The 21,818-nt window shown below is 41.0% G+C and carries 12 protein-coding genes; 5 read left to right on the top strand and 7 right to left on the bottom strand.

The genetic code is table 11. The features are described from left to right. Positions 1–55 precede the first annotated feature (55 nt). Entirely contained in the window at positions 56–1,645 is a 1,590-nt protein-coding gene (gene hisF, locus BLT94_RS17845) for an imidazole glycerol phosphate synthase subunit HisF (protein WP_217641249.1), read from the top strand. On the opposite strand, the gene BLT94_RS17840 is transcribed toward hisF, so the two are convergent. Beyond that, on the bottom strand, positions 1,635–2,699 hold the full coding sequence (locus tag BLT94_RS17840; protein ID WP_092237084.1) for a GGDEF domain-containing protein: 1,065 nt from the start codon (positions 2,697–2,699) through the stop codon (positions 1,635–1,637). The genes hisF and BLT94_RS17840 overlap by 11 nt on opposite strands. Positions 2,700–3,189: 490 nt before the next feature. Between BLT94_RS17840 and BLT94_RS17835 the strand changes: the two genes are divergently transcribed. The 3 genes from BLT94_RS17835 to BLT94_RS17825 are packed head-to-tail and all read left to right on the top strand — an operon-like array spanning position 3,190 to position 7,750. After that, positions 3,190–4,311: an efflux RND transporter periplasmic adaptor subunit gene (locus BLT94_RS17835; protein WP_092237079.1), complete on the top strand. Its 1,122-nt coding sequence runs from the start codon at positions 3,190–3,192 to the stop codon at positions 4,309–4,311. 2 nt (positions 4,312–4,313) lie between these two features. Then, a complete protein-coding gene (locus BLT94_RS17830) occupies positions 4,314–7,547 on the top strand; it encodes an efflux RND transporter permease subunit (RefSeq protein ID WP_092237076.1) in 3,234 nt (1,077 codons plus the stop codon). After that, positions 7,544–7,750, top strand: a complete 207-nt coding sequence (locus BLT94_RS17825; RefSeq protein WP_014959429.1) for a YgaP family membrane protein — start codon at positions 7,544–7,546, stop codon at positions 7,748–7,750. Before BLT94_RS17830 ends, BLT94_RS17825 begins: the two co-directional genes overlap by 4 nt. 69 nt (positions 7,751–7,819) lie before the next feature. Here BLT94_RS17825 and BLT94_RS17820 read toward each other — a convergent pair whose 3' ends face one another. The 4 genes from BLT94_RS17820 to BLT94_RS17805 are packed head-to-tail and all read right to left on the bottom strand — an operon-like array spanning position 7,820 to position 16,663. Next, entirely contained in the window at positions 7,820–10,801 is a 2,982-nt protein-coding gene (locus tag BLT94_RS17820) for a type III restriction-modification system endonuclease (RefSeq protein ID WP_245743175.1), read from the bottom strand. Between the two features lie 9 nt (positions 10,802–10,810). Next, the gene (locus BLT94_RS17815; RefSeq protein WP_245743174.1) at positions 10,811–12,691 is read right to left on the bottom strand and encodes a site-specific DNA-methyltransferase; all 1,881 of its coding nucleotides are present in this window, start codon (positions 12,689–12,691) and stop codon (positions 10,811–10,813) included. Between the two features lies 1 nt (position 12,692). Next, complete coding sequence (locus tag BLT94_RS17810) at positions 12,693–13,442, bottom strand: DUF4391 domain-containing protein (protein ID WP_092237070.1); 750 nt, start codon at positions 13,440–13,442, stop codon at positions 12,693–12,695. Then, positions 13,439–16,663, bottom strand: a complete 3,225-nt coding sequence (locus BLT94_RS17805; protein ID WP_092237067.1) for a helicase-related protein — start codon at positions 16,661–16,663, stop codon at positions 13,439–13,441. Before BLT94_RS17805 ends, BLT94_RS17810 begins: the two co-directional genes overlap by 4 nt. Before the next feature lie 293 nt (positions 16,664–16,956). On the opposite strand from BLT94_RS17805, the gene BLT94_RS17800 reads away from it, so the two are divergent. Next, positions 16,957–18,552, top strand: a complete 1,596-nt coding sequence (locus BLT94_RS17800; protein ID WP_092237064.1) for a sensor domain-containing diguanylate cyclase — start codon at positions 16,957–16,959, stop codon at positions 18,550–18,552. A 102-nt stretch (positions 18,553–18,654) separates the two neighbouring features. On the opposite strand, the gene BLT94_RS17795 is transcribed toward BLT94_RS17800, so the two are convergent. Together BLT94_RS17795 and BLT94_RS17790 are read right to left on the bottom strand one after the other, a co-directional pair. Further along, complete coding sequence (locus BLT94_RS17795; RefSeq protein ID WP_092237060.1) at positions 18,655–21,045, bottom strand: radical SAM protein; 2,391 nt, start codon at positions 21,043–21,045, stop codon at positions 18,655–18,657. Next, entirely contained in the window at positions 21,038–21,631 is a 594-nt protein-coding gene (locus BLT94_RS17790; protein ID WP_014959426.1) for an LOG family protein, read from the bottom strand. Before BLT94_RS17790 ends, BLT94_RS17795 begins: the two co-directional genes overlap by 8 nt. Between the last annotated feature and the right edge of the window lie 187 nt (positions 21,632–21,818).

The following is a 21,818-nucleotide window of genomic DNA, read 5'->3' as shown; positions in this document are numbered from 1 at the left end:
ATGATAATACCGGACAAAAAATACAACAACACCTTTGTTTGAAGGATAGCACAAGATGATTATTACCTTACTTGATTATGGGGCCGGCAATGTTCGAAGCGTGGTCAATGCCATTGAAAAACTGGGCGGAAAAATCAAACCAGTTACCAAACCCTCTGATATCCTGGATGCTGAAAAACTATTGTTTCCCGGTGTGGGAAATTATGAAAACATGATCCGTATCTTGACCGAAAAAAACTATATTGCTCCATTACGCGAATACCTTAAAGCTGACCAGCCGTTCTTTGGTATATGCCTGGGAATGCAGGCCCTTTTTGAGGGAAGTGAAGAAGATGTTTCAGGCAATGAGAGCTTGAGTATGTTCAAGGGAAGGGTCAACCGGTTCAAAACAGATCTGGCTGTTCCCCACATTGGATGGAACGGGGTAAACCTGAAAAAAGACTCGCCTGTGTTTAAGGATGTTTTGCCGGATACAAAATTTTATTTTGTCCACTCGTATCATATTGTTCCTGAAGATGAATCGGTTGTTTTAACAACCACAAATTACGATTATGAATTTGTCAGCAGTGTTCAGCAAGGCAATATCATAGGCACCCAGTTTCACCCGGAAAAAAGCGGAAATGCCGGTATTAAACTGCTGGAAAATTTTATTTATCAAAAAGACCTGAGAGCGAAAAAGGCCGTTGACATCAAAGCAAAAGGACTTTCAAAACGAATCATTGCCTGCCTGGATGTCAGAACCAACGATCAAGGCGACCTTGTGGTGACAAAAGGGGATCAATACGATGTAAGGGATGAAGGAAACGTCAGGAACCTGGGCAAACCTGTGGAGCTTGCCAAACGATATTATGAGGAAGGGGCAGATGAGATCACTTTTTTGAATATTACAGGATTCAGGGATTTTCCTTTAAAAGATATGCCTATGATAAAAGTGCTTGAACAGACCAGTAAAAATGTTTTTGTGCCTTTGACCATTGGCGGCGGGATAAGAGATTATACGGACAGCAATGGGAAAACCTATACCGCACTGGATGTGGCCTCCCGGTATTTCAGGTCAGGAGCTGATAAAATATCCATTGGCAGCGATGCCGTTGATATTGCCGAGCAATATTTAAAAACAGGTAAAAAAACAGGAAAAAGCTCCATCGAAGAAATTTCCAGAGTGTACGGCAACCAGGCGGTAGTGATTTCAGTGGACCCCAAAAGAGTCTATGTAAACTCGCCGGATGATGCAAAAAAACACCATGTGATCAAAACTCAATTTCCAGGCCCGAACAATGAAGCCTATTGCTGGTATCAGTGTACTGTCCAGGGCGGCAGAAAGACAAGGAACCTGGATGCGGTTGCACTGGCCAAAGCCTGCCAGGAACTGGGTGCCGGAGAAATTCTTCTCAATTGCATTGACAAGGACGGGACAAACTCAGGGTTTGACCTTGAATTGATCAATGCCGTAAGAAATGCTGTTTGCATACCTGTGATTGCATCAAGCGGGGCCGGGTGTGAAGATCATTTTTTCCAGGTGTTTGAAAAAACATCTGCACAGGCAGTCCTTGCCGCCGGTATATTTCACAGAAAAGAAGTGCCCATCCAAAATGTTAAAAACTATCTGCTTGAAAGGAATATAGAAGTTCGTTCTACAATATAGCTTTTGCAGATTTTTGATTGTAAACAACCTTGATCAATCCGGGCATAACCGTATTCCGCCCGTTCAGTTTGGCCTTGTAAAGCATGTTGTCCGCTTCCTGTATGATGCGGGTCATGTCTGCAGATTTGGTCAGCTCAGACACCCCGAAACTTGCGGTCACTTTTATGGTATCGTCACCATGCACAATAAGTTTGTTTGAAATTTTAATTCTCAGACGATCCGCAAGTTCCATGGCTTTTATTTTGCTGGTTTCAGGCATAATAACAATAAATTCTTCTCCCCCGTATCTGGCAAGGATATCATCTGCTCTGATATTATTTTTGACAATGCGTGTGACTTCCTGCAACACCTTGTCACCGGCCAGATGGCCATAGGTGTCATTTACGTTTTTAAAATGATCCAGATCAAACATAAATACGGACAAATCGTTTTTATGTCGAACTGCTCTTGAAATATTTCTTTTCAGCTGGTTCTCAAATTCTCTTCTGTTGTAACATCCTGTTAAAGAGTCCATAACAGCCGCAGTCCTTAACTGTTCCATTTTAATCTGCCGTGAGAGTGCGGTTGAGCATCCCTGGAGGATAAGATTTACAACTTCGTCATGGTGGTCGTACATCTGATTTTGGGGAAGCATGTAAATTCTTGAATAGCAGTCTTCATCGGTCAATTCATAAAAAACAAGATCTTTCATGTCGAATTTTTCTTCTTGCTCATCATCATGAAAAGTGTGATTCAGATAGTTTAAACTTTCTTTGTTTTTAATGTTAAAATCCTTTAACACAATATTCTCAAGGGATTTTTTGTACATTCTGGGGTCCAGCCAGATATCAACACTATTTTCTTTTTTGATCACAAAGGCAAACAATCTGTAATTGAGAATATCCTTCAAACACAAGGCAACTTCGCTGATAATTTCCAGAGATGATTGTTTTTTATTTAATTCAACAATGTGGTGGATCAGTTTTTTATGATCTGCCTGTTTTTGTGCTGTCTTGAAAATCATTGACAAAACTGCAGTCATTTTGTTGGATAGTCTGTTCAAAGATTGTTTCATGTTTTTACCTCGCTTCATTACATTAAGTGCTTCTGAAAGTAATTAAAGCAATACCCGTGCCAATGTTCGCAAGGTACACAAAATATATTAAAATTCAATTAGTTACAAGTTTAATTCCTTTGCAACAAACTTTTTAAACAGGGAAAAACATGCCGCTTTCGTCATGCATCTGACATTATTCTTTCCTTAACCCGCAAAAGTGTCATTATGATTTATAATTTTTTAAACCTATTTTAAAAGAACATAGCTAAAACTTATAATGGATGAGTAAAAACGATTCGATCAAATCCAAAAATCGTTCTCTTGACCAAATTTTAGAATATGTCTATAAATGATTCCATGAGCCGCCTCCTTTTGTTTGATGGTAATGTTCATACTTTCATCTTTAGCAAATAGGAAAGGTTCATGTCATCTGGGAATTGGGTTGCGGGCATCGCCCGCTTTAGAATAACAGTTTTCATAAATTAAAATTTATAGAAAGAGCCATGCCATGAAAAAAAAGTTCCTTTTTCCATTACTGCTGTTCATTTTCTTGATCGGCTTCGCATGTGAGAATGATAAAATACAACCTGGATTTTCTGAAGATGGTGATGCCGGGAAACAATTTAACCCTGAAAATATAGCCACTGTTGAAAAACAGGATGTCACCCGGATATATGAGGCTGTCGGGACCATAAGACCTCTGACGGAATCCATGATAGAATCCCAGGTCAGCGCCCAGGTGATAAAAGTTTTGCATGTTCCGGGTACGGCCGTCAAAAAAGGCGAGCTTCTCATACAATTGGATGCAAGACGGCTCACGGCACAGCTTAAACAGGCACAAGAAGGGCTTAATGTTGCAAAAAACCAACTCAAGCAGGCCCAAAAATCCATGGATGAAGCAAAGGCGGGTCTTGACCAGACCATGGCTGCATACAACCGGACACAAAAACTGTTTAAATCCGCCATTGTAACGTCTCAAAAACTTGAAATTGACAAATCCGCCTTTCTCCAGGCAAAGGCGCGCCTTGAAAAATCCCAGGAAGCTGAAAAGTCTGCAAAAGCATCCATCAGAAATGCTGAAGAGATTGTTAAAGAAGGACGGATTGCACTGGGATATTCACAGATCATTGCTCCTGCTGCCGGTGTGGTTGCAAAAAGAATGATTGATCCGGGTGACATTGCCGTTCCTGGCAAGCCCCTTTTAATTATTCAGACCAGCGGCGCCTTGAGACTTGAGGCCAATGTACGAGAGGGATTGATCAGCCGTGTCATCATAGGCAATGAGTACCGGATACTCATTAAAACCATTGGAAAAACCGTGCAGTCAAGAGTAGAAGAGATCGTACCCTATGCTGATCCAGCCACCCGCACCTTTCTGGTAAAGGCCACCTTGCCGGAGACTCCGGGTATTTATCCGGGAATGTTCGGCAGGCTTTTGATCCCGGTTGAAAAAAAACAGACCCTTCTCATACCGCAAAACGCGGTGATCCAGGTAGGCCAGTTGGAACTGGTCTATGTGAAAAACAACGACACCTGGCAATCAGTGTACATCAAAACCGGAAAAAAACTGGGTGACAAGATTGAAGTGCTGGCAGGACTCACCGGAAATGAAACCATAGGATACAAATAAGCATGCCTGAACAAAACGATTCGATTCTTACCGGCTCAATTCTTACCCGTATTGTACGGCTTTTTCTGACATCCCAGTTGTCGATCATGCTGATCATTATCTCATTGGTACTGGGTGCCTTCAGTATCTATATCACCCCTAAAGAAGAAGAGCCCCAGATAGTTGTCCCAATGGCGGACATCTATGTTCAGGCACCCGGAGCCAGTCCTGCGGAGATAGAAAAACTTGTGGCAACCCCTCTTGAAAAACTCTTGTGGGAGATTGACGGGGTTGAGTATGTCTATTCCATGTCCACAAGAGAAAAAGCAGTTGTCACGGTACGCTTTTTTGTGGGAGAAGACAGGGAAAATTCCATTGTAAAGCTTCACAATAAAATACAGATGAACCTGGACAGGGTTCCGCCCATCGTGACCAACTGGCTGATCAAACCCATTGAAATAGATGATGTCCCTATCTTAAATCTCACCCTTTATTCAGACAAATACAGTGACCATGAGCTTGAAAGGGTGGGTGAAGAGATTGTCGCAAGACTGTCAAGGCTTGAGAACATTTCAAGATCTTCCATTTACGGCGGCAGGAAAAGGGAAATCAGGGTTGAACTTGACCCTCTTCGAATGAAGGGATTTAATGTTTCAATCCATGATATTGAAAAGGCACTTCAAGGTGCGGATGTGTCTACCCAGGCAGGATATTTTAACAAAAACAATACCCAGATCACAATTACCAGCAGTTCGTTTTTAACGTCCATTGACCAGGTAAAAGCCCTTGTGATCTCAGGAAGGGAGGCAAAACCGGTCCTTCTTGAAGATGTGGCCACTATTATTGACGGCCCTAAAGAGGCAGAGGCATATACAAGGATCGGGTATTCCAATTTTTATAAAAAAAGTCGCAATATTGAATCAGATGTTCCTTTGTCTTTCCCATGCGTAACCCTGGCCTTTTCAAAAAAAAAGGGAACCAATGCAGTTAAAGTGGCCCAACACCTTATAGAAGAGGTTGAAAAACTCAAAACCACCATCATTCCCGACGGCATGTACATTGAAGTGACCAGAAACTATGGAAAAACCGCCCAGGCCAAGGTAAACGAACTGTTAAAATCCCTGGGGTTTGCCATTGTTTCCGTTGTGATTCTCCTTGCATTTACCCTTGGATGGCGCGAAGCCTGTGTAGTGGCCATTGCCGTTCCCATATCCTTTTCCCTGGCCCTTTTTATGAACTATCTGTTCGGGTATACCATCAACCGGGTCACCTTGTTTGCCCTTATCCTGTCCCTGGGTCTGGTGGTGGATGACCCCATAACCAATGTTGACAATATCCAGCGGCATATCAAACAAAAGATCCTCGAACCATTTGAGGCCACCCTTGCTGCGGTTCAAGAAGTTCTGCCCCCGGTGATCATGTCCACCATTGCCATAATTGTCTGTTTTACTCCCCTGGCTTTTATTACCGGCATGATGGGGCCCTATATGGCACCCATGGCCATCAACGTCCCCCTGACCGTAACCTTTTCCACGGTGTGCGCCCTGACCATTGTGCCCTGGATATCTTATCACCTGTTAAAATCCGTGAAAGAAAAGCCCGCACATAAAAAAGCATCTGAGCCGTATCCGGCCAGACTTTATAAAGCAATCCTGGCACCGTTTTTAAACAAACCATATCTTCGGATCATGCTGTTTATTGGAATCATACTTTTGTTGACAGGATCATGTCTGTTGGCGGTTTTCAGGTTTGTGCCCTTAAAACTTCTGCCTTTTGACAATAAAAATGAATTCCAGATCGTTATTGACATGCCCGAAGGCACTTCTCTTGAATATACTGACCGGGTGGTCCGGGAATTTGAACAATATCTTGCCACCGTGAACGAGGTCACAAATTTTGTCTCTTTTACCGGCATATCATCGCCCATGGATTTTAACGGAATGGTCCGTCACTATTTTATCAGGACCGGCAGCCACCTGGCCGATATCCGCATCAACCTGGCCCATAAATCCAAAAGGCAGCAGCAAAGCCATACCATTCTTTTGCGTATCAGAAAAGATCTTGAAAAGATCGCACAAGACAACAACGCCCGGGTCCAGCTGGTGGAAGTGCCGCCGGGACCTCCTGTTTTGTCCACCCTTGTGGCTGAAATCTATGGCGGTTATGACAAAACCTATGAACAACTCCTGGAGAACGCAGAATATATCAAAGCCGTCATGGAGAAGGAATCCAATGTTTCCGATATAAAAATCATGACCGAAAAAAACAGCCAGAGAAAGGACATTGTTATTGACAGGGAAAAGGCTGCGTTGCATGGAATTGATACGCGAACCATTCTTGATGCCTTGAAAAGCGCTGTGGGCGGCATCACCCCGGCAAGCCTTCACCTGGACCCGGAAAGAAACCCGTTATGGATCAGGATTGTTCTGCCCCGTGACAAACGCTCGGATATGATCTCAATCTCTCAGATTCCCATCAGGTCTGCTCTGGGCAAAATGATCCCCCTGGCTGAGCTTGTCCATGTGGTGGAAACAAACAATAAAAAGCCCATTTACCACAAAAATCTTGAACCTGTGGTTTATGTGGTGGGAGAAATGACCGGCAGGGCACCCGGAGAAGCGGTCCTGGACATGATGAAAACACTGAAACAAAATCCTCCCCAAAACGGCATACGCGTCAACTGGGCAGGAGAGGGTGAATGGAAAATCACCCTGAGAGTGTTCAGGGATATGGGCCTTGCCTTTGCCGCAGCCCTGTTTGGAATTTATTTTATTCTTGTGATAAATACCGGATCTTATTTTATGCCCATGCTCATCATGATGGCCATTCCCCTGACCATACTGGGAATTATGCCGGGATTTTTCATCTTAAACCTGTTTACTCAAAGCGCCGGGGGATTCAGTGACCCTGTCTTTTTTACGGCCACAAGCATGATCGGCATGATTGCCCTTGGCGGTATCGTGATCAGAAATTCCCTGGTATTGATCGAGTTTATCCAGGATGCCTTAAAACAAGGAGAGTCTTTCCAGAACGCCATCTTAAAAAGCGGTATTGTCAGGATGCGGCCAATTATATTAACAGCCTTGACCACTGCCATCGGAGCTTTTCCCATCACCTTTGATCCTGTGTTTTCAGGGCTGGCATGGGCGTTGATCTTCGGGCTTTTTGCATCCACCCTGTTTACACTTCTGGTGATTCCAGTCACCTATTATGCGGTTTATAAAAAAGAACACGAACCAGAAAGGAATGAATCATGAAAACAAAAATGGAAATGGAACAATATATCAGAGCCATTGCAGGTACATTTATTTTAATCACGTTAATCCTCGGGCATTTTCATTCACCTTACTGGCTGTTTTTTACAGCCTTTGTGGGCTTAAATCTTTTGCAATCCGCTTTTACAAAGTTTTGCCCCATGGAGAATATTCTGGAAAAATTGTTTCATATTCCAAGAAAATAGTGAGTTGCAAAACATGATCCTTGCAGTAGTCTAAAAATTTTATGTGCTGGCAGGCTGAGTCATTCTTTATTAAACCACCCTGTCCATAAAAGTTTCAAATCTGTCAGCCACTGCAAATTCAACGTTGTCATTCAAGGCTTTGAAATGTTTATAACCGCAATCTATCTTGGCCTGTTCAGCAGGCCGAAGCATATCAAAAAACATGCTGCCTTTGGTTTCAACTATAAAATACAGCTTTTCTGTATTATCCCGGTCCACCAGCACAGCCCAGTCCGGGTTATAACTGCCAAGGGGTGTATCTATTTTAAACCAGCCCGGCAACTTGGCGTAAACCTTTATGTCCTCACTTTGCTCCAAAGATTTGGCAAAACCAGCTTCCACATCTGAATCATAAACCACATAATCATAGACTGATTTTTGGCTTTTCAGCATGTTCTTGTTGAGATACCCTTGAAGCTCCTCATTTTCAAATAACTCCTGGGCATAATAATGTTCCTTGCCTATTTTCTCATATTTGATCCCGTCAACAATCACATGCCGCATTTGATTTTTGATGATGCTACTGACTTCATCAATGAATTTTTGAGGGTTATTTTTAAAATCATGCAGGCGTTCACACCTGGTTAAAATCTCAACCAGGGTTTTTCGTGTCAGATTGGTTTCATTTTGAAGAAAACTGATAATGTCCGGCAATTGAAAGTCTTTGGCATCATACACATGGATACTTTCCTGAACTTCTCCGCCTTCAATCCCGCCTTTTAATATTTTAACCTTGTCTTTTTCATAGATGAATTTTGTTTTTCCGACGACCAGGTTGTTTTTAATATAATCGGCACATTTTTCAACCAGTTCATTTACAGCAAAATCCACTCTGAAAGTGGTTTTGTATTTGATCCGGTTCCAGAGCTGTTTAAATTCCTCACCCAAATAAACCGCCTTGTTTAAATAAACCGGTTCTTTTTTACCTGCGTCTTTGATATTCAGGCTACCGGCCACTTTTTTCAAGGAAGCTGTAATCCGGCCTGCCTGCTCTTTTAACTCTTCAGGCAAGTTGACGCAATTGGCCTTTAAATCCTTTCGCAGGCTGTCTTTTATCTTGCCGTTCTGATCAATATAGTCTTGTTCCAACAGATGTTCCCAGATTTTTTCAGAGACCTTAGCACCTAAATATTGAGAGTCATGGTGTTCGTTTTCAACAACGATATTGGCAAAGGTATGTTTTTCCACCACCCCGAACCGAATCCCTTCCTCATCCTCAATCTCTTGTTGAAGCCGGCGGACAAAATCGTCATAAGATTCATTGGCCATAACGGTAAGGGTGTTGACATCAAACCCATAGACCCGTTCACCTTCCTGGTTCACGGCGATACGCATGCCCCTTCCGATTTCCTGGCGCTTTTTCATGACTGATACGGTCTCATTCAAGGTGCAGATCTGGAATACATTGGGGTTGTCCCACCCTTCTTTTAAGGCGGAATGAGAAAAAATGAATTTTAATTTTGAATCAAAACCGAGCAGTTTTTCCTTGTCCTTCATGATCAGCTCATATGCCGACCCGTCGGCAATGGTTGTCCCCGCCCCTTTTGATTCTTTATACAGGTTTTCTCCTCTGGCATCTTTTTTTTTGTCCACGGCAAAATACCCATTGTGAACCTGACCGGGCAACGACTCAATATCCACTTCTTCAAAAAGAGTATGATATTTTGGTTTTTGAATCAAAATTTTATACTCTTCTTCAAAAATTTGAGCATATTTACCCTTTTGGGGATTCCCATCTTCATCATAGAAACGGTAATTGGAGACCTTGTCGATGAAAAACAGGCTTAAGACTTTAATGCCCTGTTTGTTCAGGTGCAGTTCTTTTTCCAGGTGTTCTTCAATGGTCTTTCGGATCTGAAGCCGTTTATATTCATCACGATTGACGTCCCCAACGGATTGATTCAGCCTGATCACATCAGGCTTGCTGGTAAAATCAATATACTCGTTGCCTTGTTCGCAATAAATATCATTGATAATATACCCCTCATAAAGACTTCTGCCCTTGGAAAGCTCATATAGATCCACCCCGGATCGAACCCATTTTTTTTCCCGCTTTACCTTGCCGCCTTTCATGGCATCATATTCGATTCTTGCCGTGATCGGGCTTTTTTTATTATTGACCCCCAACAATTTGATATAGGCTTTATTGTGTCCATCCTGCACATTGACGGTTGCCACCTCGATCTGCTTGACCAGCTTTTGTTCATAGGCATCAATGGAATCCAATTTGTACATCAAATTGTACTTGTCTTTGTGTGTGGCCGAATACCGCAGGGTACACAAAGGGTTTAACGAGGCTATGGCTTTTTTTGATTTGGGCGTGCTGTCCACACTCTGGGGCTCATCAATGATCAAAATGGGGTGTGTGTCTTGAATAAATTCAATGGGTTTTGTACCGTTCAAGCGATCATTGGTCCGGTGAATAATATTGGCGCGGGTTTCCTTTGAAGGATCGGTAAAACTTTTGCGAAATGCATCAATATTGATCACCATGATCTGGATATAGTCACTGGTGGCAAAATTTCTCACCTCACCCAGCTTGGCCGAATCATAGATAAAATAATCATATTGAACATTCTCATACAGCCCTTTGAAATGCTGTTCAGTAATCTGCAAAGACTTGTACACGCCCTCTTTGACGGCAATGGACGGCACCACAATAATAAATTTTGTAAACCCGAACCGTTTGTTCATTTCAAAGATAGAGCGAAGGTATACATAGGTTTTTCCCGTGCCGGTTTCCATTTCAACGGTAAAATCCATTGAATTGAGGGTTTCTGACTGTTTCAACCCTTGTTTGAGCTGCATTGTGCGGACATTGTCCAGCAGCTCATCATCCAGCAGATCCAGCTTGTTGCCGATCCCAAGATCGGATTGTGTTTTAAACAGGTCAAAACTTGTCGGAACCGAAAAATTATTTTGACGGATTTTTTGCCCGTCAAAAATACCCAGGACGGAATTTACGGCATCCTTCTGATACCCCAGATTTGGATTGAATTTAATTTTCATCATGCAGCCCCTTTACAGACTCTTTACATCTTCAATCTGGTGTTGTCTTAAAATTTGAACGGCATTGGTTTTGACCACATCATTTTTAAACCCGCTGTCCTTGAAAACCACCCGCATGATTTCAGGTTCAAGCTCTTGTTTCAGCTTTCCAATGCCCTCCACCACATCAATGGTGATGTCGGAATCAAGACAGATCACCAAAGCGCCAAGGCCGATGACATAAATGGTTTTGTCTGCAATTTTGCGCTCTTCAATGGGCAGGGTCAAATCAAGGCCGAACTTGAGCAAGAGTTCATACAAAACATCGTCCTGGGTCCGATCCTTCTTAATGTTTTCAATTGAATCCCAAAGCGCATCTTCAAGGTTGTCAAAATCTGCATCCCAGGGTTTGATGTTGGAGGAATCCAGCTTGAATACTTTGAATCCGATATCCAGATTTTCTATGCCTTCTTTATCCTGGTTTTCTTCCACGATCTTGTCCCCGGCTCGACGGATACGTTCTTTTCCGATGTCTGCGATGGTTTTGTAACCGGCTTTGAAGGCTTCTGATTTTTCGCCACAAGGTTCAGGAAGCTGAACCATAATAAATTTTCGGGTAGAACCATCTTGTTTATTAAGCTTCATAACGGCATGAGCAGTTGGTGCGGTGCCAGCAAAAAAATCCATGATAATGTCTTTCTTCTCTGTTGCGATATTGATCATGTGCTGTATCGTTATTGATGGTTTTGGGTGGTCAAATATTTTTGTTTTTTTTAGAATTTGCTTAAGTTCTTCAGTACCATCTGAATTCATTCCGTGTTTGTCCCACCATGACTCAGCTTTAATTCGAGTCGAATCCCGTTCGCTAAGAAATTTTTTTTGCACTGGCCCTGCTTTACCTGTTTTTCCAAAAATAATTCTACCGTCCTCAATTCTTTTTTTTACATCAATTTCATTGAAAACCCAGTATCTACCAGAAGGTGGATTGTATACCTTCCCAGTATTGGGGTTTTTAATAGAGAAAAAGGGGCCTTTATGATTTGCTGAAAGATCTGAAGTAGTCCATAGACCCCTTGGATCAAGATCTGGGTTGGAATAATTTTGTTTGATAAAATCTTCCTCCAATGGAAAACCAAGAAGGCATTCATCAGATATGATTTTGGCATAACAGAGTATAAAATCGTGAACTGGCGGAACATATCCCATGTTGTTACCGTTTGTTTTCTTTTTCCATACAATTGTTCCTAAAAAATTATCCTCACCAAAAATCTCATCACAAATCTTTTTCAAATTCGCTGCTTCATTATCATCAATAGAAATAAAAATAACCCCGTCATCCCGAAGAAGATTCCTGGCCAGCTTCAGTCTCGGATACATCATATTTAACCAGTTGGTGTGATACCGGCCCGACTGTTCAGTATTGCTGGAAAACTTGTATCCTTCGTCATCAACCTGGCCTGTGTATCTTAAATAGGTATCCAGATTATCCTTGTAATTATCCGGATAAATGAACTCTTTCCCGGTATTGTAGGGCGGATCAATATAAATCATTTTTATTTTTTTGTGGTAGGATTTCTGGAGCAGTTTTAATACTTCCAGGTTGTCGCCTTCAATAAACAGGTTGCCGGTAGTGTCCCCATCCTTGCTTTCCTCTTTGCAGGGCCGCAGCGTGCCGGTGGAAGGGGTCTGGGCAATTCGTCGGGCCATGGATTTTCCGTGCCAGGTAAAATTGTACCGTTCTTCTTTGGAGTCGGTATAATCTCCCAATGCCTCTTTGAGTTTGTGAATATCGATTTTATCTTCTGTAAAAACTTCCGGAAAAATTTCCTTTAACTTTTCAATATTCTCCTGAACAATATCTTTGCTGCTGCCGTCAATTTTCGGGTCAAGTGTTTCCATTATCTGTTCCGGCATATCATATCCTTGATTTATGGTAGTCTATCTGCTCGGTTATTTTTTTTATCTGCATATTCAAATCCACCTTCCGGCTGAATTGAATTTGTTTTTTCAAGTCGGACCGTAACCTGTTTTGTTGTTGTTCCAAATCGTATATTTCCCTTAATTCTTCCACCCTGTCAACATCGGTTTTATGGGACTCCATTGTATAATTCCCGCTGATACGGGCGCAGTTAAGGGCCACAACTCTTTGGAGAAGATCCGCATACCAGTCATAAAAATGATTAAAGGCAAAATTATTGATGTCCAGGCTTTTAAAAAAATCCGTTTCCTGATCTGACGGGCTGTCAAGATTCATCCAATGGGTATCATGGAACGCTTTCACCATGATCTTATTTTGATCCGCCCGGTTAATTCGTTTTAATGCCAGATTCAAGGCAATGGATATGTCATACCTGAAAACAATCATGGCTGGATAAGGAATGGCCCTTTGAATGATTTTAGCAATTCTTTTATGCCGGTGTGGGGCTTTGAGGATCACATCGATAATCGCGACTTCAAGATATTCATGATCCTCGTCTTCATAGCGGGGAATGTTTATGGTTGAAGGCTTTAAGGTGTATTTCCACTCAATACCGTCAACATCATCGGCAAAGGCTTTTTTGTCTGTTGCATTGAGCTTTGTATGATCGTAAACAAGCTTTTTAAATATGCGTTTGCCCAGATAACAGGCATCCGGTATGTTCAATGCGGCATAAAAATCAATCATCTGTTTTCCCGGTTCAAAATAAGAAAACAAACCACTTCAAAATCCTCCATGCCGTTGAAGGTCTCTTGGGAAAGATTGGTACCGCCACGGCTGAAAAGACTTTCCACCCCTTTTTCCTCTTCCTTGCCGATAATGGTCTGGATGGCGGTTTCCAGCATATTTCGATAGTTTGACATATCTTTGGCGTTGTGGGTTTCCCGGTTGAACAGTTCAAGCGCATTCAGGTTCGGTGTGTTTTGCCGGACACATTCTTTTTTTAATATATCCAGGATCTTTTTTGCATGGATAAAATTCAATTTAATTTCACCATTATCAGAGACATACGCCAGATAATAGGGTTCAAGTGAACAGGCTGTTTTCCGGATTGTTTTGGCACTGATGTTTTTAAGGCAGAAAATAACCCCCGGTTCCAGTTCTTTTTCCGAAAACTGATTTTTTATGGTCGTTACCGCATAGATGGCAGACGGAGCCTTTTCCAGCGAGGCCATATTATTTTTCATGTATTCTGACAAATCCATTCGAAAATCATTCAATGTCAGGTCGGTTATGGAAATTCCGCCGGAAATATCCTCCAGATCCACCACATTTTCCTGAAGTTCTTTTAATTGCCTGCGACGGTATGCAAGATCATTCATTCCTTTTTTTTCATCATATTCAATAACGTTCTCTTCACCCGTGGCAGAGATATCCAACAGAACCATCCTGCCGCTCACACGGGCTTCAAGATTGATATATTCATCCAGTTCCATGTTGGGCCAGAAATTGACCAGCTGAACCTTCTTGTTTTTAGACCCCAAACGGTCAATCCGGCCGAACCGCTGAATAATGCGAACCGGATTCCAGTGAATATCATAATTAATCAGATAATCGCAGTCCTGAAGGTTCTGGCCTTCTGATATGCAGTCCGTGGCAATAAGAATATCAATTTGGGTGGACAGGGTATCATCTATTCTATCCCTTTCCTTGGAAACAGGAGAAAAAAAAGTAAGGATGGAATTTAAATCTTTTTGGATGCCCGGCAGGGTGGTTTTATTGGTATTACTGCCGGTGACCAGAGCAGAATGAATACCCTGTTCAGCATATGCCCATTTGGCAATATGTTGATACAGATACATGGCAGTGTCTGCAAAAGCCGTGAATATAATAATTTTTTTGTTGGTAAGATTTATAGGATTATCGCATTTCCAGGTAATGATGTCTTTGATCTTGTTGAGCTTTGCATCACGGGTTTGATTTATTTGCCGTGCTTCATTGAGTAATTCGGACAGATTGAGTCTGTCTTCTTCCAGATCCTGTTTCCATCGTATCCGGTCAATATCTTTGAGCAGCACCTTGATCTTGTTGCCAATCAAAAAGGCTTCAAAGTCTGGAGAGTCAATTTCAATATCCTCAATTCCGATATCTGCAAGCTCCCCGTCATTTTGGGTATCAACTCTTTCAATCAGGTTGTTGACCATTCGCAGCAGTTTTTCAAGGGTAATGGCAAAAGAGTTGATGGAACTTTCCATGCGCTTGAGTATGTTCACCCGCAACAAATGAATCAGACTTTGTTCACGATCCACCTGTTTAAATACAGATCCCCCTTTGACCGTAACATCATATTTCCGGCTGTATTCTTCGCGTTTTTCCATCTTGACATACTTGAGCGGAGCATAGGCACTCAGGTTAAGGCGTCGTATCTGGCGATTGATATGTCTTAAAGGAGGAAAACGATCTTCAAGATCAATGTCTTCTTTTATGTTGATGGGCGCAAGTCGTTTCGGGAATTCTCCGATTTCTTTGATGTCATAGTATTTCTCAATATGTTTTCTGGAGCGGGCAATGGTCAAAAGATCAAGCAGTTGAAAATAATCAAAGTTCATCATCTCCAGGAGATCTTGAACCCGTCTTTCATCGGAATCCGTCCTGAGCCATTGATTGAAACGTGTCTGAGCTTTTTTAAGGGTTTGCTCTATGCTGAAAATCCCCAAATCCGCATAGCTGTCATCAATGCCTTCGGTAATAAATGCCACCTGATTTTTCAAATCATTCATCCGGTTATTCACAGGAGTGGCGGACAGCATCAAGACTTTGGTTTTTACACCGGACCGGATAATCTGGTTCATCAACCTTGCGTAACGTGTTATTCCTTTTCTGCCGGAATTGTTGTTTCGAAAATTGTGGGATTCATCAATTACAACCAGGTCATAATTTCCCCAGTTCAGGGTCTCAAGGTTGATTTCCCCGGACATGCCGGAAAACCTTGTCAAATCAGTATGATTCAGCACATCAAAATTAAACCGGTCTGACGAAAAAATATTGCGCTTGTCATTGATGGTGTATATGGTCCAGTTCTCCCGCAGTTTTTTAGGGACAATCACCAAAACGCGATCATTTCGCAATTCATAATATTTGATAACTGCAAGAGCCTCAAAAGTTTTGCCCAATCCCACACTGTCTGCAATGATGCAGCCATTGTGTTTTTCAAGTTTATCAATGGCTCCCATCACACCGTCTTTCTGGAATTTATAAAGTTTGCTCCAGACTATCGTGTCTTTAAAACCGGTTTTTGTTTTTATGATTTTTTCTTCATCAATTTCACCCAGATAATCTTTGAAAATATTGAAAAGGATCAAAAAATAAATAAATTCAGGAGACCGATCCCGGCTGATTGATTCCAGGTGATCAAGAAACAATTCTTTAATATCTTCAACAGCACTCTTATTTTTCCAGATGCTGTCAAACCACTCAAGCAATGCTTTTGTGTTCTCCGTGTCTGATGAGCATATGTTCATGGCATAGGCATCAGATTCACAATATCCTAAACCGGATGCAGTGAAGTGGGAACTGCCGCTGATAGCAATAGATTCTTCTTGATTATTAATATGAAAAAGATTCTGATTTAATGTGTGCGGTTTTTTAACGGCCTTTATTTGGGCTTTCTGCGATAACCAGTTTATGCATTCTCTGGCTATCTTAGTCTGATTGAGCTGATTTTGAAATCGCCTTTCAAATTTGTCCCCATTTAATTTGCGGATCAAATGGGAAGAAAGACCATCTTTTGATACGGGTGGGTCTGAAAAAAGAAAAAAGGCACTTTCGACTTTAGTAAGTTCTTGTTTTAATGCTTCAAACCCATAAATAGAAAACAATCCTGAAATGATGGAAAGTCTTGAATGAATTGAAAGATATTCCCTGAATTTTTCGCCGACTTTGCCGTTCTTTTTATTGTCAAGAAGCATGATTTTGAACCTGATAAAGTATAAAAAATGAACCTCAATCCCGATTACTTGCGATATATACGAATAATCACAAATGAGTGAGTATCAATATATATTTTATATGTAAAGGCCTTTATAAGCTTGAGTCTAACAATTTTTTATGAAAACTTATGGATTATAAAAATTATTAGCAAACCGAGAATCAACAAAATCATTTCTTGAAAAAAAGTTTTAATCACGTTAATTTGTTTTATTTTTGTGAGCATGGAAAAATACCATGATAAAAAAACGAGGGGATTAATAGTGCAAACAAAATGACTATCAGAAAAGAATTATTCAAAAGCAGTATAATCCTTTCATGTTCAATATTAATAATATTCAGCATTTTATCGTCGAGTTTTCTTTACTATGCCGGCATTTCTAATGCTTATGTTGTTATCAGGCAAAGAAATCAAGCTGTAAATTATTTTATAGCCGGTTATTTTACCAAAATTCACAATGCCGTTCAATTTTTAGCAAGTAATAGAAAAATTCAAAATGCCCCTTCGCTTGGAGCAAACGATCTTCAAGATATATTGAATTTATACAAATCTCTTGAAATTGCTGATCCTGATATCAATTATATTTATTCAGGCTATAAGAATGGTTCTTTGTTGATAAATAACTATACACCTCCGGAAGGCTATAATTCAGTTGTTCGCCCCTGGTATCAAGAGGCAATAAAATCCGCACCAGACATTTCAGGCGGGCTGCCCTATAAAGAAATAAAAACTAAGGAGTGGTTGGTTTCTATCAGCAAGGTGTTGGTTGATGTTGAAAATAAAATTAATGGGGTTATATCGATTGATTGCTCTATTGATACGGTTGCAAATTTATTGAAAAAACGAGGGGAGAACTACGAATCATCTTATAGCTTTGCAGTAAAACCGGATGGGAAAATACTTATACATCATGAAAATTCAGTTTTAAGCAAAACCGTCTCGGATATAATCAATTCTTCAGTAAAGTTTGATAAAAAAAATGGGGAGTTTAGCTATAAACTGAAGGATACTTATAAACTCGCTTGCTACAGCCGAATTGACAACATTGGGTGGATTATTATAACAGTAGTGGATAAAAGAGAAATTATCAAGCCGATTATCCTGCAAACATTTGTCAGTATTTTAATCATCGGCGTTGTAGCCGTTTTACTTGCCTGGGTTTTAAGCGCTTCATTAAGCAAACGATTTATTGTGCCGTTAATTGAGCTTAAAAAGAGTGTTAATGCTATTGTTACAGGCAATTGCGATCATGACTCTGGCTATGAATATCCAAACAATGAAATTGGTACAATAGCCACTGATATCGAACAGTTCACAGAAAATGAGTTGTATAATAAAAATATAGAATTGCAAACTATAAATGAAAAGCTTGAATTGCTTTCTATAACAGATCAACTCACAAAATTACCAAATCGCCATAAGATTAATAATGAATTGGAAAAAGAATGGAAGCGTGCAATTCGATACAAAAATAGTTTTTCACTCATCATGATTGACATAGATTGGTTTAAAAAAATCAATGACACCTATGGCCATCAAGCAGGGGATTCTGTGCTTTATGAAATATCACAATTAATGAAAAACACTTTACGATCGACAGATATTGTTGGCAGATGGGGTGGAGAAGAATTTTTAGTGATGTGCCCTGAAACCGATTTGAGTGGAACTAAGGCATTGGCCGTAAAACTTTGTTCTACCATTGAAAATTATCAGTTTACAGTAGGTGAGACCATAACCATAAGTGCAGGATTGTGTGAATTTGATGGTCACAAAAGTATAGAAGACATGATAAAGGAAGCAGATAAAAAATTATATGAAGCCAAGCGACAAGGAAGAAATACTGTTGTGCATTTGACGAAGGGACCATAAAAAAATATAGTTTTGAACTCCCAAAAAAGTCTTTGCAAGATACATACATTTGACATGGCAAAACGGATTGCAAGAATTCTTAATATCAAAGTTGACAGAATCTCATAGTTCAGAGATAAAATCCCGGAAGTCAAAATCAACATCTCCCAAAGGAGTTTGAACCATATATAACGGAATTTGCCTTCCTGAACACTCTTTTCGAATTCTGGAGGCAATATCAATGACCTGCTGTGCGTCAACAGGCTGATCCGCATTGAACTTTTTTTGGATATCAAGACCTGCCACATACATGTGATGAAACTCTATGGCCGCATGTCTCAGCTTGTGGGCAAGAATTTCAAGAATTTCGGGCCGATCATTGACCCCCCGGATCAACGGGACATTGGCATATATGTTCACGCCTTTTTGAATCAATTTTTTTGCAATTTGTCCATGCAGGTCACCAATTTCTTGGGGCAGCATAAACCAGGCTTCAATCTCGATTCTTACTGGATCGGCAATTGAAAAGTCACACCATTGGGATATTGTATCAATAAGCTTTGTTGTAAAAATCTGTGGCTGACGATTAAACTGCAGGCAGCAGATCCTGATACATACAATATGAGCAAAAGTTTTCAGCCGTTTAACCACGCAACCTGTTTCTTTTATGGATTTTTCCACAGATAATGAACCGTCATTTTGCAAGTGAATCACCACATCCGTGATGTCGGAATTTTGCTGAATGTATTCAAATACACTATCGTCTGCGTCTGACCCCGGATACATTTCAACCCTGGTTTTATGTGTACGACAGATCAATTTCGACGGTGTCCGGTCAATGCCGGCAGCAGGCAATGGTCGGGCAGTCAGCAGGCAGGAACAAATATCTTCTATCTGTTCAAAAGTTACATCAGGTTCCGCTGTTTTCAGCAAAGCTTTGTCACAAGGTCTTTTGCCCGCAATCAAACGGTCATCGCCCATGTTGAGCAAAAACTTTGCGTCAAGGGTTCCTTCATCATTAACCCTGAAATCCGGCATTGACGAAGTGTCGGAAACAAAGGCATCAAAGTAGGCGGGTGTATAAGGGGTTCTGATCCAGGTGTAGTTCTCATCTGTCTTATCTGTTTCAACTGCCCATCCGCTGGTATGCCACTCGATTTTCCCCAAAGAAGTTGCCGTACACAATTTGGGAATACACCGGTCAGACACGTTTGCCCGCAGGTACTTCAACGCTTCAAAAGCCTGTGAAATAGGTGTCCAGTATTCCTTTGTTCCGTGGATGGTATGGCAGGGCGTAAAAATATAATAAATTTTTACCCCGGCCTGTCTTAACAGGGTGAACAACGTAGCCAAAGTCTTTCCATCCGTGTTCAACCCGTTTAAAAAAGGCGTCTGAAGATAGACCTGAATTCCATTTTTAACAAATTTCGATATGATGTCAAGACATTGAATGGAAACCTCGTCAGGATGAACAAAATGCAGCCCTATCTCAATGCGTTTGCCATGGGCCATGCATTGGGTGTTTTTGTCCAGAAGGTATCGGATATATTCCTTGTTGTTTTTTAAAAAAAGTTCCGGATAATAGGCAACAGACCGGGTGGCAATACGGATGGTTTGAACATGGTCAATCGTCATCAAGGAGTTGATGGCGGTTTCAAGATTTAGCTTGTTGAGCAAAGGCTCTCCGCCGGTGATCAGTATTTCTTTGATTTCAGAATGGTTTTTTACATGATCAACGGCAGCCAGAACATCTTCGGGTGTCGGAGTTTTTTCTTTGCGGGTACTTTTATGCTTTCTAAAACAGAACCTGCAATAGACAGGACAGCTCATATCCAGAAGAAAAATAACGCGGTTGCGGTACATCTGTTCCAATACCCCCGCCTTGAAATGGCCGTCAAAGGTAATGGTATGGCCTGTTGGATCAAGCTCTTCTGCAAACGGCAGATACTGTTTTGCAATGCCGTCCGACACCAGGGACTGGCGAATCACATGGTCGGAAAGCCGTACCGGAAACTGATCAATCACTTCCTGGAGTTTTAATTTATCATTTGCCCTGACCCATGCAATTTGTTCAAGTTGATCAATGGTTTTTACAGAATACAGATGGTTTCCCGGCACAAGGATTTCCAGCAGTTGGTACAGATAAAGGTTGGGAATTCGAATATTGTTGATGATGATTTCATTTTTTTCCCGACGGCTTATCTGTAAACAAACAGCCTGAAAAAAACCGGGGAAATTGTTTTCATATCCGCATCTTATCAAAAGCGTTTCAAACAATTTTTTTTTCGGCTCACCGTCCAGATTGGCAAAACCCAGATCGGTAAAAACTAAATCAGCAGAAACCAGATCAATGAAAAATTGTTCGCCCAAAAGCTTTCGGCTTCCGAAAATTTGAAAAAACAACTGGCTGGCCGTTTCAAGCGTATCAATATCCATGCATTGACTATCAAACATATTAACCTTTTTTGTATCCATATCTGTTGTATTCATTGTGTTATTTGTTTTGTTATTCATTGCCAGCCATTTTTTTAGCCCATTCACCTTTATCGTCTGATAACGGCGAATAATTTTGAAATTTTTCCAGAAGGCTTGTCGGGTGTTCGTCCACTTGTACAATAGTCCTGCAGGCTTTGTTAATAAAATCATGTAAAATCATGTGATCAATAAAATCAATCAATTTATTATAATACCCTTTTACATTCAAAAAACCGCAGGGCTTTTGAAGAATATTGAGCTGAGACCAGGTAAGTATTTCAAATATTTCATCCATGGTGCCAAACCCGCCCGGCAGGGCTATAAATCCATCTGAAAGCTCTGCCATCATAGCTTTCCTCTCGTGCATGGTTTCCACGACTCTTAAATCAGACAACTCGGTAAAAGCCACTTCCATTTCAAACAGCTTTTTTGTGATAACGCCTGTGACCTCACCTCCGGCTTTTACGACTGAATCGGCAAGAACACCCATCATTCCGACACTTCCGCCCCCGTAAACGAGTCCTATTTTATTTTTTGAAAGTTCTTTTCCCAGTTGTACCGCCATTTCAATATATTCCGGCTCTGACCCGGGGCTTGATCCGCAAAACACACAAATTCGTTTCATATTTTCCTTTAACTTATCAATTCTAATTCAGGCTTGATAACAATAAACTAATGGGGGTCTTGTGATCAGACCCTCCAATTCAAATGAAGTTGAATATTAACGCAGATTGTAAAAAAAACAAGAATTATATCTTCTGGTATGGATAGTGAATTTCAACAAATATCATCATCGTATTGTCTATTATTAA

It is taken from the genome of Desulfobacula phenolica, assembly GCF_900105645.1.
GTDB classification, from domain to species: Bacteria; Desulfobacterota; Desulfobacteria; order Desulfobacterales; family Desulfobacteraceae; genus Desulfobacula; species Desulfobacula toluolica.
The sequence above is the reverse complement of the archived record's forward strand: the minus strand, read 5'-3'. Positions and strand labels throughout refer to the sequence as shown.